The sequence below is a fragment of the Phycicoccus avicenniae genome, assembly GCF_050496545.1.
Taxonomy (GTDB): domain Bacteria; phylum Actinomycetota; class Actinomycetes; order Actinomycetales; family Dermatophilaceae; genus Phycicoccus; species Phycicoccus avicenniae_A.
Genome location: NZ_JBNVZV010000007.1, coordinates 1 through 12,611, shown reverse-complemented (window position 1 = coordinate 12,611; position 12,611 = coordinate 1). Strand labels below are relative to the sequence as shown.

Below are 12,611 nucleotides of genomic sequence, written 5' to 3'. Positions count from 1 at the left end.
GAGGTCCTCACGTGGCGCGACGACCCACCGTGAACGGCGGCCGTCGCCCCATTACTGTGAGGCCTGCACCCCCGCGGGTGCCAGCCGAGTTGCGAGAACTCGCAGTGGTCGAGGGGAGGAGGCCGGTGGTGGACCGGCAGGTGGGTGGCGGCGCGGCCGCGGAGGACGCGGCTGCGTACTTCCGGTGGGTCCACGGTCTGGCGACGTCGCAGGACCGGCGGATGACACCGCTCGGGGCCCTGGCCCCGGCCTTCGACGGCGGCATCGCGGCCCTCGCCGGGTCGATCCGCCGCAGCGTGTGGCACATGACCTTCCGGCCGACCTGGTCCGAGGTCCGGATGGCCCGCCCGCTCGCCGAGGTCTCGCGTCGTCGGGGCATCGACGCCCGCTACGTCGCCGACCGGCTCGCCTCGGCGCGGCTGCCGATGCTGGCCAGCCACCACTCCCCCTACTTCCGGAACCACCCGGTCGTCGCGCCCCTCCTCGTCGTCGACACGCGCACCGTGTTCATCGGCGCTCCCCCGGGCCACGAGCTCGCCGGCGAGGTGTGGACGAGCACCGCGCCGCAGGTCGTCGACGGCGCCGTCCGGGTCTTCGACGCCGTGTGGCGCTCCGCCGTCGCACCGCACGCGGAGGACGAGGCGCCGTTCACCCGCCGGATGGTCGACGTCGCGTTCATGCTCACCGACGGTGCGAGCGACCGCGAGATCGCCCGCTCGATGGGCATCTCCGAGCGCACCGTGTCGGCCGAGGTCGCCGAGATCACCAAGCGGCTGGGGGCACGCAACCGGGCGCACGCCATCGCCCTCATCGGCGACGCAGGTCCCTGACCACCGGCGGAACCCCTCGGTTCGGCCTAGGGTTGGCAGCCCGTCGTCGTCACGAGAGGAGCCTTCCCGGTGCCCGGGCCCGCCGTCGACCTCTTCCTGCGCACGGTGGAGCCGCTGCTCCGGCACGGCGACCCGGTGGTGGCACGACTCGGGGACCGTCGCGAGCTGCCCGAGGTGTTCGCCCGGCTCGAGGCCGGCACCGAGCGCAGCATGTGGAACATGCAGGTCCAGGTCGGCCCGTGGATGGCGCGGCGCACACGGCGGCTCAACGACACGATGCGCGCGCGGTCGGTCGACGAGCGCATGGTCCACGACCTCGTCGGCGCCCGCCGCCATCCCCTCGCGACGACCCTCGACCCGCAGCTGCGCGTGGGCGCGGTCGTCACCCAGCTGATGGTGCTCGACGAGCGGTACGCGGTCCTCCCCGGGCTCCCGGGCGCGGCGGGCGTCGGGGCGACGCACGGCACGGACGACCCCGACCTCGTGGCCCTCGCGGCCGCGGCCTTCCTCGAGACGTGGGACGCCGCGGTGCCCTGGTCGCAGGCCGGTCTACGGCCCCCGCTGCCGCCGCGACGGTTCGAGGTCGCCGCCCTCCTCATGGACGGCCACGCCGACCGCGAGATCGCCGAGGAGCTGGGCGTCAGCGAGCGCACCGTCTCCGCGGACATCCGGGCGGTCGTCGACTGGCTCGGCGCCCGCAACCGCGGCCACGCGGTCGCGATGCTGGTGGGAGCCGCCTGATGGCCACCTCCCCCGCCCTCCCGGAGCTCGAGGCCCTCGTCGCCCACCACCTGCGGGCCGGGAGCCCAGCGGTCGTCATCCACCGACCCGGCCCTGATCTGGACGCCTGCCTCATCCGGCTGGAGGCCGACACCCAGCGCCTGCTGATGAACATGCAGCGCCACTACCCGGTGTCCGCGTTGCGACGGACCAATGCGCTCGACGAACGAAGCCGGCGCCGAGGTGTCGCCGAGCGCACCATCGTCGACCCCCGGACCGCCGCGCAGACCCCGTTGCTGGCCTGCATCGACCCCGGGGTGCGGGTCGGTCCGGTCTCGGCGCCGCTGATGGTGTCGGACGGGTGCCGTGCGCTGCTGCCCATTCCCCGCTTCGTCGACGCAGACGGTGGATGCTGCCGGACCGACGACCCGCAGCTGGTGGCCCTCGCCCTCGAGGCCTTCACCTGGGTGTGGGACCGCTCGGTCCCCTGGCAGCAGGTGGGGGTACGGCCTCCCCTTCCGCCGCGGCGGCTCGAGGTCGCGTTCGGGATGGTCGAGGGCCGCACGGACCGGGAGATCGCCGACGAGCTGGGCATCGGCGCGCGCACCGTGTCGGCCGAGGTCCGCGCGATCGTCGACTGGCTCGGCGCCCGCAACCGCGCCCACGCCGTCGCCATGCTCGTGGGAGCAGCCTGATGCCCGGCTACGCAGGCACTCTGATCGCGACGGTCGAACGGCTCGCTCGGCAGGGTGACCCCGCGCTCACCCTTGCCACGTTCCCCGAAGGAATAGGCGAGATGCTGGCCCGTGTCGAGGAACGGACCCGCGTCAGCGTCTGGAACATGCAGCGGCTGTCACAGGTCTCCCTCACCCGGATAGCGTGGGCCCTCGACCGGCGCAGCCGCGGGCGTGGGGTCGAGGAGCGCACGATCTACCCGCGACCGGCGGCCGTGCTGCACCCGCTCCTGACCACTGTGGAGCCGAGCCTGCGGGTGGCGCCGGTGGCGACCTCGGTCCTGGTGTCGGACGGCACGTTCGCCATGGTCCTGGGGACCGATCCGCACACGGGTCAGACGGCCACCTACGGCAGCGACGACCCCGACGTCGTCGCCCTCGCCTGTGCTGCCTTCCAGGAGGCCTGGGACCGCAGCTCCTCGTGGGAGGAGGCCGGCCTGCGGCCCCCGCTGCAGGAGCGACGGTTCCGCATCGCCGTCCTCCTCATCGACGGGCACTCCGATCGGGAGATCGCCGACGAGCTGGGCATCGGTCTCCGGACGGTGTCGGCCGAGGTGAGGGCCATCGTCGACTGGCTGGGCGCCCGCAACCGCGGCCATGCCGTCGCGATGCTCGTCGGCGCCGGCTGACGGCGCCGGGCGGACCCGTCTCAGAACCCCAGGCGCTGCAGCTGCTTGGGGTCGCGCTGCCAGTCCTTGGCGACCTTGACGTGCAGGTCGAGGTGCACCTTGGTGCCGAGCAGCGCCTCGATGCCGCGCCGGGCATTCGTGCCCACCTCGCGCAGCCGCGAGCCGCCGCGCCCGATGACGATGGCCTTCTGGCTGTCACGCTCGACGAAGACGTGGACACGCACGTCGAGCAGCGGGTCGTCCTTCGGGCGGTCCGCCCGCGGCACCATCTCCTCGACGACGACGGCGAGGCTGTGCGGCAGCTCGTCGCGGACACCCTCGAGCGCGGCCTCGCGCACCAGCTCGGCGACCATCACGGCCTCCGGCTCGTCGGTGAGCTGCCCGTCCGGGTAGAGCGGCCCGGGCGAGGGCGGCAGGTACCCGGAGAGCACCGACGCGACGACGTCGACCTGGTCGCCCCGGGTGGCCGAGCACGGCACGATGGCGTCCCAGTCCCCCAGCTGGTCGACGGCGATGAGGTGCTCCGCCAGCCGTCCGCGGTCGACCGAGTCCGACTTCGTCGCGATGGCCACGACCGGCGTGCGCTTCCCGCGCCGGAGCTCGGCCAGCTCGTTGGCGATGAACTTGTCCCCCGGCCCGATCCGCTGGTCCGCCGGCAGGCAGAAGCCGATGACGTCGACCTCGAGCAGGGTCTCGCGGACGAGGTCGTTGAGCCGCTGGCCGAGCAGCGTGCGCGGCCGGTGCAGCCCGGGGGTGTCGACGAGCACGAGCTGGCTCGCCTCCGTGGTGACGATGCCGCGGATGGTGTGGCGGGTCGTCTGCGGCTTGCTGGAGGTGATGGCGACCTTGTGCCCGACGAGGGCGTTGGTCAGCGTCGACTTGCCGGCGTTGGGTCGGCCGACGAAGCAGGCGAAGCCCGCCGCGTAGCCCTCTGCCGCAGCAGGCTCGATGGTCCCGGTCATGACACGCTCTCCTCGAGCTCGTGGTCGTCGGACGGCTCGGGCGCGACGCGCTCGACGAGGACGGTGGCGACGCGGTGGCGCCGCCCCGACATCCGCTCGGCCGTGAGCCGGAGGCCGGCGACCTCGCAGCTCGAGCCGAGGATCGGCACCAGGCCGGTGGCCTTGCCGATGAGGCCCCCGACCGTGTCGACCTCGTCGTCGTCGAGGTCCACGTCGAGCAGCTCGGCGAGGTCGTCGACGTGCATCGTCGCCGAGACGCGCAGTCGGCCGTCGCCGAGGTCCTCGACCTCCGGGGTCTCGCGGTCGTACTCGTCGGTGATCTCGCCGACGATCTCCTCGAGGATGTCCTCGATGGTGACGATGCCCGCGGTACCGCCGTACTCGTCGACGACGACGGCCAGGTGCGCCTGCTCACGCTGCATCTCCCGCATCAGCGCGTCGACGGGCTTGCTGTCGGGGACGAAGCGCACCGGCCGCATCAGCGAGGTGACCGGCAGCGTCGCCGCCGCGGGGTCGGCGTTCATCCGCTCGACGACGTCCTTGAGGTAGAGCACCCCGACGACGTCGTCGACGCTCTCGCCGACCACCGGGATGCGCGAGTAGCCCGAGCGGATGAACAGCTTCATGGCCTGGCGGCAGACGCGGTCGTCGTCGATGGCGACCATGTCGGTGCGCGGCACCATCACCTCGCGGGTGAAGGTGTCCCCCAGCTCGAAGACGGAGTGGATCATCTCGCGCTCGTCGGCCTCGATGAGCCGGTTGTCGCGGGCGACGTCGACGAGGTCGCGCAGCTCGGACTCGCTCTCGAACGGCCCGTCGCGGAAGCCCTTTCCGGGCGTGACCGCATTGGTGAGCGCGATGAGCAGGCGCGAGAACGGGCCGAGCACACGGCGCAGCCAGATCGTGACGGGCGCCGCGAGCAGCGCCACCCGCGTGCTGTGCTGGCGGCCCAGGGTGCCGGGCGAGACCCCGACGATGGCGAAGCTGATGAGCGCCATCACCCCGATGGCCACGAGGAACGGCTGCCACGTGCCCTCGACGAGCGCGACGGCGGCGAGCGTGACCATCACGGCCGCCGTGGACTCGGCGATGACGCGCAGGAAGGACAGGACCGAGAGGTAGGCCGCGGTGTCGCCGACGACGCGCACGAGGGCCTTGGCGCCGGGACGGCCCTCCTCGGCGAGCTCCTCGGCGCGCACGCGCGACATCCGCTGGAAGGCGGACTCGGCCATCGAGATGAGGAAGGCGACGACGGTGGCGAGCACCGCCGCGACGACGAGCCGGGTCATGGGGTCCTCCGGCTCAGGCGGTCGGTCGGCCGCGGGTGGCGAGGAAGGTGAGGAGGAGCTGGCGCTGCAGCTCGAACATCTCCTTCTCCTCGTCGGGCTCGGCGTGGTCGAAGCCCAGGAGGTGCAGGATGCCGTGCGTCGTGAGGAGCAGCAGCTCCTCCTCGGTCGCGTGCCCGGCGTCGCGGGCCTGCTTCGCGGCCACGGTGGGGCACAGGACGATGTCGCCGAGGACGCCCTCCTCGGGCGGCACGCCGTCACGCCCGGGGCGCAGCTCGTCCATCGGGAAGCTCATGACGTCGGTGGGGCCGGGCAGGTCCATCCACTGCACGTGGAGGGTCTCCATGGCGGCCTCGTCGACGAGGCGCAGGCAGAGGTCGGCCTGGGGGTGCACGCGCATCTGCTCGAGGACGTAGCGCGCGCAGTGGACGAGCTCGAGCTCGTCGACGGCGACCTCGGTCTCGTTGAGGACGTCGATGCTCACGAGCCGGGCCGGTCCTGCTGCTCGGCGCGGCGGGGCGCCGGCCGGGAGGGAGCGCGGCGGGGACCCTTCTGCTGCAGGGCGTCCCACTTGCCGTAGGCATCGACGATGTGGCCGACCAGCCGGTGCCGAACGACGTCGACGGCGGTGAGCTCGGAGAAGTGGACGTCGTCGATGTCCCCGAGGATGTCCCGCACGACGCGCAGCCCGCTCGTGGTGCCGCCGGGCAGGTCGACCTGGGTGACGTCGCCCGTGACCACCATCTTCGAGCCGAAGCCGAGGCGGGTGAGGAACATCTTCATCTGCTCGGCCGAGGTGTTCTGCGCCTCGTCGAGGATGATGAACGCGTCGTTCAGGGTGCGGCCCCTCATATATGCCAGCGGGGCGACCTCGATGGTGCCGGCCGCCATCAGCTTGGGGATGGACTCGGGGTCGACCATGTCGTGCAGCGCGTCGTAGAGCGGGCGAAGGTAGGGGTCGATCTTGTCGTTGAGGGTGCCCGGGAGGAAGCCGAGCCGCTCCCCCGCCTCGACGGCCGGGCGGGTGAGGATGATCCGGTTGACCTGCTTGGCCTGCAGGGCCGCGACGGCCTTGGCCATCGCGAGGTAGGTCTTCCCGGTACCGGCCGGGCCGATGCCGAAGACGATGGTGTTCTCGTCGATGGCCTCGACGTAGCGCTTCTGGTTGAGCGTCTTGGGGCGGATGGTGCGGCCGCGGTTGGAGACGATGTTCATCGTCAGCACGTCGGCGGGGCGCTCGACGGTCTGGGCGCGCAGCATCTGGATCGAGCGCTCGACGGCGTCCCGGTTGAGCGGCTGGCCGCCGTCGATGACGTCGAGGAGCTCGTCGAGGAGCCGCTCGACGAGGGCGACCTCGGCGCTCGGGCCGGCGATGTGGAACTCGTTCCCGCGGACGTGGATCTGCAGCTGCGGGAACTGGCGCTCCATGGTGCGGAGCAGCTCGTCGCGGGGACCGAGCAGCGTGACCATCTGCACGTCGGCGGGGATGGTCACGGTGTGCTGCGGCACGTGCGGGTGCGAGGGGGCGGAGCCGGTGGGCTCGACGGGCTCGTCGGTATGGGCGTCAGACATCGTGCGCCCAGTCTACGGGCCGGGACCGACACCGGTCACGCGAGATCCGGGCCGGTCAGCCGGGGGGCCAGGTGAGCTCACGACCCCCGATGACGTGCAGGTGGGCGTGGAAGACGGTCTGCTGGGCCGCCGCGCCCGTGTTGGCGACGAGCCGGTACCCGGGGAGCCCGTCGCGCTCCGCCACGGCGGCGGCGAGCGCCACGACGTCGGCGAGCTCCTCGGGGGATGCGGCCGCCAGCGACGCGGCATCGGGGACATGCCGCCGCGGGATGACGAGGGCGTGGGTCGGCGCCTGCGGGCTGATGTCGCGGAAGGCCAGCGAGTGCTCGGTCTCGGCGACGACGTCGGCCGGGATCTCCCCCGCGACGATCCGGCAGAAGAGGCAGTCCTGGGTCTCGCTCATCCCCCGACCCTAGGCCCGGGGCGCTCCCGGCGGGCCGCTGTCGGTGCCCTCTGCTGCACTGTGGGCCTCGACGACGAGGGAGACGACGATGACGGTGCGCTGGACGCTGACAATCGACTGCGTGGACGCCCCATGGGTCGCCCGCTTCTGGAGGGAGGCGCTCGGCTACGTCGACGCGCCGCCGCCCACGGGGTTCGCGACGTGGGAGGAGTGGTTCGACGCGTTCGAGGTCCCCGAGGACGAGCGCGACGACGGCGCCTCGCTCGTCGACCCCGACGGCGCCCTGCCGCCGGTCACCTTCCTGGCCGTCCCCGAGCCCAAGGTGGCCAAGAACCGGGTGCACCTCGACCTCCAGGTGAGCGGCGGGCGGCACCGCCCCGCCGACGAGCGCCGGGCGGCCGTCGCCGCCACCGTCGAGCGGCTCGTCGCGGCCGGCGGCACGGTCCTCGCCGAGCACGAGATCGGGGGCGCGCTCGACCACGTCGTCGTCGCCGACCCCGAGGGCAACGAGCTGTGCGTCGTCTGATCCCGCTCAGACGTCCAGGGCGATGCGCAGCGTCACGGTGTCGCCGAGGTGCACGTCCTCGCGCCGGCGCACGGCCACCTTGAGCGGCACGAGGTAGCCGCCGTCCTTCGGGAAGAGCGAGGTCGTGAAGTCGCTCTCGCCGAGCCGCCCCGTCACGGGGATGCACCCCCAGCCGTAGGTCGCGAGCCGGGCGACCTCGTGGATGCGCGCGGCCTCGGCCTCCGGCACGACGACGAAGTGGTGCGGTGCCGGGCCCCGCCACTCGACGACCTCCCCGGAGAACTCCAGCTCCATGCCGCCACCCTAGGGCGACCAGCCGGTCCCGTCAGCGCCAGCGGGACGCCGCGCTCAGCACGGCGAGCGCGGCCGGGCCGGCGCTCGAGGCCCGCAGCACCGTGCTGCCCAGCCGCACGGTCCGGGCCCCGGCCGCCTCGAGCGCGGCGACCTCCTCGGGCGCGATGCCGCCCTCCGGCCCGACGACCACCAGCACGTCGCCGGCCTCCGGCAGGGCCACCGCGGCGAGCGGCTCGGTGGCGTCCTCGTGGAGGACGAGCACGAGCGCCGCGTCGCGGGCCCGCTCGACGAGGTCGGTCGTCGTCGACGTCGGCCCGAGCACCGGACGCCGCGTGCGCCGTGACTGCTTCGTGGCGGCGACGAGCACCGCGTCCCACTTGCGCCGCGCCTTCTCCCCACGCTCGCCCCGCCACTGCACGATGCTGCGCGCCGCCTGCCAGGGGACGACCTCGTCGACACCGCACTCGGTGGCGGCCTCGACCGCCTGGTCGTCACGGTCGCCCTTGGCCAGGGCCTGGACGAGCACGAAGCGCGGGCTCGGCTCGGGATCCTCACGCACGACGTCGACGCGGACGTCGAGGAGGTCCCGCTCCACGTGCACCACCTCCCCCTCGACCGCCCGGCCGGCGCCGTCGGCGAGCACCAGCCGCTCGCCCACCCGGGTCCGGCGGACCACCACGGCGTGCCGCCCCTCGGGGCCGTCGAGCCGCGCCAGCGAACCCACCGTGTGGGCGTCGAGCGCCCCGGCGGCAACGAGGTGGACGGGCAGGGTCATCGAGGCCGCGCCGACCGTCAGCGGGTCTTGAACGCGTCGCGGAGCTTGCCGAAGAGCGATCCCTCGGCGGGGTTGGTGACCCGACCCTCGGGGCGCTCCTCGCCGCGCAGGGTGGCGAGCCGGCGCAGCAGCTCCTCCTGCTCGTGGTCGAGCTTCGTCGGCGTCTGCACCATCGTGTGCACGATGACGTCGCCGCGCCCGCCGCCGCGCAGGTGGGTCACCCCGAGCTGGCGCAGCGTGATGGTGTCGCCGGACTGCGTGCCGCGCCGGATGTCGAGCTCGCGCGGCCCGTCGAAGGTGTCCATCGACAGCGTCGCGCCGAGCGCGGCGGCGGTCATCGGCACCTCGATGGTGGCGTGCAGGTCGTCGCCGCGCCGCTGGAACACCGGGTGCTTGCGCACCGCGACCTCGACGTACAGGTCGCCCGCGGGGCCGGCACCGTGTCCGACCTCGCCCTCGCCGGCCAGCTGGATGCGGGTGCCGGTGTCGACTCCGGCCGGCACCTTGAGGGTGAGGGTGCGGCGGGTCCGGACCCGGCCGTCGCCGCTGCACTCGTAGCAGGGGTCGGTGATGATCTCGCCGAAGCCCTGGCAGGTCATGCACGGGCGGGTGGTCATGACCTGGCCGAGGAAGCTGCGCTGGACCTGGCGGATCTCGCCGCGCCCCTCGCAGACGTCGCAGGTGCGGGTGGACGTGCCGGGCTGCATCCCGCCGCCGTGGCAGGTGCCGCACGCCACGGCGGTGTCGATGGTCAGCTCCTTCTCGCCACCGAACACCGCGTCGCCGAGGTCGATGTCGAGGCGCACGAGGGCGTCCTGGCCGCGGGTGGTCCGCGAGCGCGGGCCCGCGGTGCCGCCGGGTGCCTGGCCGCCGAAGAAGGCGTCCATGATGTCGCTGAACGAGAAGCCCTGGCCGAAGCTGGCGGCACCGTTGGAGTACGGGTCGGCGCCCATGTCGTAGGAGCGGCGCTTCTCGGCGTCGGAGAGCACGTCGTAGGCCTGCGAGACCTTCTTGAACTGCTCCTCGGCCTCCGCACCGGGGTTGACGTCCGGGTGCAGGCGCCGGGCGGCCCGCCGGTAGGCGCGCTTGATGTCCTCGGGGCTCGCGTCGCGGGCGACGCCGAGGTCGGCGTAGTAGTCGTTCACGGGTGGGGGGTCCTCCGTGGTCGGTGGGTGGCTCGCCTCAGTCGGCGAGGATGCGGGAGACGTACGTGGCGACGGCGCGCACGGCGGCCATCGTCGAGGGGTAGTCCATGCGGGTCGGTCCGACGACGCCGAGCCCGGCGACGAGGTCCGAGCCGGCGCCGTAGCCGGTGGTGACCATCGACGTCGACTGCAGCCCGGCGTACGGGTTCTCGTGCCCGATGCGGACCGCGAGGCTGCCGCCCTGCTCGGCGACGGTGCCGAGCAGCCGCAGGAGCACGACGTGCTCCTCGAGCGCCTCGAGCACGGGGCCGATGCTCTGGGTGAAGTCGGCGCCCGCCCGGGCGAGGTTGGCGGTGCCGGCGAGGACGACCCGCTCCTCGCGCTCCTCGACGAGCGAGTCGTCGAGGGCGGTGAGCACGGCTCGGCAGACCTCGCGGACGCCCGGGTCGAGGCGCCCGGGGACGCCGGCCAGCTCGGAGGAGGCGTCGGCCAGGGTGCGGCCGGCGGTCGCGGCGTTGAGCTCGGCGCGCAGCGTGGCGAGCGTCGTCTCGCCGTCCTCGGTGAGCAGGTCGGTGCCGGCGTCGACGACGCGCTGCTCGACCCGCCCGGTGGTGGTGATGAGGACGACGAGCAGCCGCGGGCCGCCGATCGGCACGAGCTCGACGTGGCGCACCGACGAGCGGGACAGCGACGGGTACTGGACGACGGCGACCTGCCGGGTCAGCGAGGCCAGCAGCCGCACCGTGCGGTCGACGACGTCGTCGAGGTCGACGGCGCCCTCGAGCAGGCTGCCGATGGCGCGCTGCTCGGCGGTGCTCATCGGCTTGACCTGGGAGAGCCGGTCGACGAAGACGCGGTACCCGGCGTCGGTGGGGATGCGGCCGGCGCTGGTGTGCGGCGCCGCGATGAGGCCCTCCTCCTCGAGCGCCGCCATGTCGTTGCGCACCGTCGCGGCCGAGACCCCGAGGTGGTGGCGGTCGAGGAGGGCCTTGGAGCCCACCGGCTCGGAGGTCTCGACGTAGTCCTGCACGATGGCCCGCAGCACGCGCAGGCGGCGGTCCTCGCTCATCGGTCCACCTCCGGGCGCTCGTCGGGTCCTCGTCCGTGGGCGGCTGGCACTCTCGCCGCCCGAGTGCCAATCCTACGACGCCGGACCGACGGGCGCGAAAGACGGGACACCCGTGCCGCGCGGCGGTCCCCGCCGGGGTCGCGTCGCCGGGCTAGCCTCGCCGCCGTGGTGGACAGGTACGGCGCGGACGTGCTCTCGGGCGACTGGAGGAAGCCGGCGCGCGGGCGCTCGGTGGAGCTCGCGGCCGAACCGGGCACGGTGGTCGAGGACGTCGAGACCGGATGGGTCGGCGCCGTCGTGCGGGTCGAGAAGGCCGGCGGGATGCACGTCGTGCACCTCGAGGACCGCCGCGGCCGGCTCAAGGCCTTCCGGCTCGGGCCGGGCTTCCTCGTCGACGGCTCCCCCGTCACCCTCGTGGCCCCGAAGGTCGCCGCACAGGCCCGCCTCGACGCCGCCCGCGCCGCCACCGCCCGCACGGCCAGCGGCTCGCGGGCCGTCGCCGGGCAGCGCGCGAAGGTGGCCAGCGGCTCGCGCATCTTCGTCGAGGGCAAGCACGACGCCGAGCTCGTCGAGAAGGTCTGGGGCGACGACCTGCGCGTCGAGGGTGTGGTCGTCGAGATGCTCGACGGCGTCGACGACCTCGCCGGCGCCATCCGCGACTTCGACCCCGGCCCCGGCCGCCGGATGGGCGTGCTCGTCGACCACCTCGTGCCCGGCAGCAAGGAGACGCGCGTCGTCGAGGCGGCCCGGGGGCTGCGGCCGTGGGCGCCGCACGTCCTCGTCGTCGGGCACCCCTACGTCGACGTCTGGCAGTCGGTGAAGCCCGCACGGCTGGGGATGGACGCCTGGCCGGTCATCCCGCGCGGTACGTCGTGGAAGCACGGCATCGCGGCGCACCTCGGTTGGCCGCACGCCACGCAGGCCGACATGGCGCAGGCCTGGCGCCGCATCCTCGCCTCCGTCGGCTCGTGGACCGACCTCGAGCCCGAGCTGCTCGGCCGGGTCGAGGAGCTCATCGACTTCGTGACGGCCCCCTCGTCCTAGCGGGCGGGACCGGCCTCCCGGGCGGCGGCGACCCCGACGTCGAGCCACTCCTGCAGCGCGGCGTCCTCGGCCAGGACGTCGGCGTGCACGTCGACCCAGCCGCGACTGGAGCGCCCGCCCATGACCATCGGCTCGACGCCGTCGCGGGCGACCAGGGCGTCGAAGTCGGCCGCACCGGTGCGCACGAGCAGGCCCCGGGGTCCGACCGAGCAGGCCAGGGCGCCGTCGACCATGAAGCCGACGCCCCCGAACATCCGCTTCTCCTCGGCGGGCGGGAGGCCGGCGCGCACGCGGTCGACGAGGTCCATCGCCCCAGTCTGGCCGCGCACCGGATCACGCGGTAGGGGTCGGCCCTGACCCGACCCCGATCCGGACCCCGACATGCCCCCGGAACCCCTTGGGCGCCGCCCGCGTCGGGTGTTCGATGGGTACAGAACCCCACCGAGGAGGAACCATGAGCGAGAACACCCCGCGCGAGGACGGCCCCCCGGCCGACCGCACCGAGGTCGTGCCCCCGCCGCCCGCCGACCCCACCGCGCCCCCGGCCCCCGCCGAGGCCGCGGCCCCCCCCCCCCGCCGCCGCGCCCGCCCCCCCCCCCCCCCCCCCCCCCCCCCCCCCCCC

16 protein-coding genes are annotated in these 12,611 nt (G+C 73.9%); 6 read left to right on the top strand and 10 right to left on the bottom strand.

Going from position 1 to position 12,611, the window contains the following annotated elements; translation table 11 throughout:
• Nucleotides 1–128 precede the first annotated feature (128 nt).
• The 4 genes from ACQZ2A_RS07830 (at nt 129) to ACQZ2A_RS07815 (ending at nt 2,913) form a co-directional block, all read left to right on the top strand.
• Nucleotides 129–830, top strand: a complete 702-nt coding sequence (locus tag ACQZ2A_RS07830; protein WP_430209200.1) for a helix-turn-helix transcriptional regulator — start codon at nt 129–131, stop codon at nt 828–830.
• A 69-nt stretch (nt 831–899) separates the two neighbouring features.
• Nucleotides 900–1,571, top strand: coding sequence for a helix-turn-helix transcriptional regulator (locus tag ACQZ2A_RS07825; RefSeq protein ID WP_430209197.1), 672 nt, complete (start codon nt 900–902; stop codon nt 1,569–1,571).
• On the top strand, nt 1,571–2,245 hold the full coding sequence (locus ACQZ2A_RS07820) for a helix-turn-helix transcriptional regulator (protein WP_430209194.1): 675 nt from the start codon (nt 1,571–1,573) through the stop codon (nt 2,243–2,245). Before ACQZ2A_RS07825 ends, ACQZ2A_RS07820 begins: the two co-directional genes overlap by 1 nt.
• Before the next feature lie 101 nt (nt 2,246–2,346).
• On the top strand, nt 2,347–2,913 hold the full coding sequence (locus ACQZ2A_RS07815; protein ID WP_430209192.1) for a helix-turn-helix transcriptional regulator: 567 nt from the start codon (nt 2,347–2,349) through the stop codon (nt 2,911–2,913).
• A 20-nt stretch (nt 2,914–2,933) separates the two neighbouring features.
• On the opposite strand, the gene era is transcribed toward ACQZ2A_RS07815, so the two are convergent.
• From era to ACQZ2A_RS07790, 5 genes are read right to left on the bottom strand one after another with little or no spacing between them, the layout of a single operon-like run.
• Complete coding sequence (gene era / locus ACQZ2A_RS07810; protein WP_430209189.1) at nt 2,934–3,875, bottom strand: GTPase Era; 942 nt, start codon at nt 3,873–3,875, stop codon at nt 2,934–2,936.
• Nucleotides 3,872–5,164: a hemolysin family protein gene (locus ACQZ2A_RS07805; protein ID WP_430209186.1), complete on the bottom strand. Its 1,293-nt coding sequence runs from the start codon at nt 5,162–5,164 to the stop codon at nt 3,872–3,874. The genes era and ACQZ2A_RS07805 overlap by 4 nt, the downstream gene beginning before the upstream one ends.
• A 13-nt stretch (nt 5,165–5,177) precedes the next feature.
• Entirely contained in the window at nt 5,178–5,645 is a 468-nt protein-coding gene (ybeY, locus tag ACQZ2A_RS07800) for an rRNA maturation RNase YbeY (protein ID WP_430209184.1), read from the bottom strand.
• Nucleotides 5,642–6,733: a PhoH family protein gene (locus tag ACQZ2A_RS07795; RefSeq protein ID WP_430209181.1), complete on the bottom strand. Its 1,092-nt coding sequence runs from the start codon at nt 6,731–6,733 to the stop codon at nt 5,642–5,644. The genes ybeY and ACQZ2A_RS07795 overlap by 4 nt, the downstream gene beginning before the upstream one ends.
• 55 nt (nt 6,734–6,788) lie before the next feature.
• Nucleotides 6,789–7,136, bottom strand: a complete 348-nt coding sequence (locus ACQZ2A_RS07790) for an HIT domain-containing protein (protein WP_430209179.1) — start codon at nt 7,134–7,136, stop codon at nt 6,789–6,791.
• An 88-nt stretch (nt 7,137–7,224) separates the two neighbouring features.
• On the opposite strand from ACQZ2A_RS07790, the gene ACQZ2A_RS07785 reads away from it, so the two are divergent.
• A complete protein-coding gene (locus tag ACQZ2A_RS07785) occupies nt 7,225–7,662 on the top strand; it encodes a VOC family protein (protein WP_430209177.1) in 438 nt (145 codons plus the stop codon).
• A 6-nt stretch (nt 7,663–7,668) separates the two neighbouring features.
• Here the strand turns inward: ACQZ2A_RS07785 and ACQZ2A_RS07780 are convergent, their stop codons facing one another.
• Genes ACQZ2A_RS07780 through hrcA form a run of 4 tightly spaced genes read right to left on the bottom strand, consistent with a single transcriptional unit; the run spans nt 7,669 to nt 10,945 of the window.
• A complete protein-coding gene (locus ACQZ2A_RS07780) occupies nt 7,669–7,956 on the bottom strand; it encodes a DUF1905 domain-containing protein (protein ID WP_430209175.1) in 288 nt (95 codons plus the stop codon).
• A gap of 31 nt (nt 7,957–7,987) precedes the next feature.
• Nucleotides 7,988–8,731 (bottom strand): 16S rRNA (uracil(1498)-N(3))-methyltransferase, encoded by a 744-nt coding sequence (locus ACQZ2A_RS07775; RefSeq protein WP_430209172.1) that lies wholly within the window; start codon nt 8,729–8,731, stop codon nt 7,988–7,990.
• 17 nt (nt 8,732–8,748) lie between these two features.
• Nucleotides 8,749–9,876, bottom strand: coding sequence for a molecular chaperone DnaJ (gene dnaJ, locus ACQZ2A_RS07770; RefSeq protein WP_430209170.1), 1,128 nt, complete (start codon nt 9,874–9,876; stop codon nt 8,749–8,751).
• Between the two features lie 37 nt (nt 9,877–9,913).
• Nucleotides 9,914–10,945, bottom strand: a complete 1,032-nt coding sequence (gene hrcA / locus ACQZ2A_RS07765) for a heat-inducible transcriptional repressor HrcA (RefSeq protein WP_430209168.1) — start codon at nt 10,943–10,945, stop codon at nt 9,914–9,916.
• 165 nt (nt 10,946–11,110) lie between these two features.
• Between hrcA and ACQZ2A_RS07760 the strand changes: the two genes are divergently transcribed.
• Entirely contained in the window at nt 11,111–11,989 is an 879-nt protein-coding gene (locus ACQZ2A_RS07760) for a DUF3097 domain-containing protein (protein ID WP_430209165.1), read from the top strand.
• Here the strand turns inward: ACQZ2A_RS07760 and ACQZ2A_RS07755 are convergent.
• Entirely contained in the window at nt 11,986–12,297 is a 312-nt protein-coding gene (locus ACQZ2A_RS07755; protein ID WP_430209162.1) for a TfoX/Sxy family protein, read from the bottom strand. The two genes, ACQZ2A_RS07760 and ACQZ2A_RS07755, sit on opposite strands and share 4 nt — an antisense overlap.
• Nucleotides 12,298–12,611: the final 314 nt, after the last annotated feature.